Source organism: Sphingopyxis sp. H050 (assembly GCF_001468265.1).
Taxonomy (GTDB): Bacteria; Pseudomonadota; Alphaproteobacteria; order Sphingomonadales; family Sphingomonadaceae; genus Sphingopyxis.
Genome location: NZ_LNRZ01000023.1, coordinates 1 through 400, shown reverse-complemented (window position 1 = coordinate 400; position 400 = coordinate 1). Strand labels below are relative to the sequence as shown.

At 61.2% G+C, this 400-nt stretch carries 1 protein-coding gene; it reads right to left on the bottom strand.

Annotation, left to right across the window (positions count from 1 at the left end; all coding sequences use genetic code 11):
- Nucleotides 1-178 precede the first annotated feature (178 nt).
- Nucleotides 179-400, bottom strand: a 222-nt coding sequence (locus ATE67_RS20880; protein ID WP_082660537.1) for an ATP-binding protein, incomplete at its 5' end; no start/stop codon positions are given.

Sequence of the window (400 nt, the reverse complement as noted above, 5' to 3'; positions counted from 1 at the left end):
TGTCAAACGGCGTTCAAAAGGGACCCCCGATCGGCGTCGAAGAGGGACCCCCTTTTCGGATAATATGATGCTGGTTTGTTGAAGATGGCCTTGCGCTGCGTGCGGCGGAGGGCGGGCGTAGCCCGACCGGAGGCGCGCGCAGCGCAAGATAGATTTTTGAAGGCGCCGAAGGTGGCTGTCAGCTGCGGTTTTTGAAGCGCCAGCTGTCGTTGCCCGTCTCGACGATATCGCAGTGGTGGGTGACGCGGTCGAGCAGCGCCGTGGTCATCTTGGGATCGCCGAACACGGTCGGCCATTCGCCGAAGGCGAGGTTCGTGGTGATGATGACGCTGGTCCGCTCATAAAGCTTGCTGATGAGGTGGAACAGCAACTGCCCTCCCGAGCGGGCGAACGGCAGATA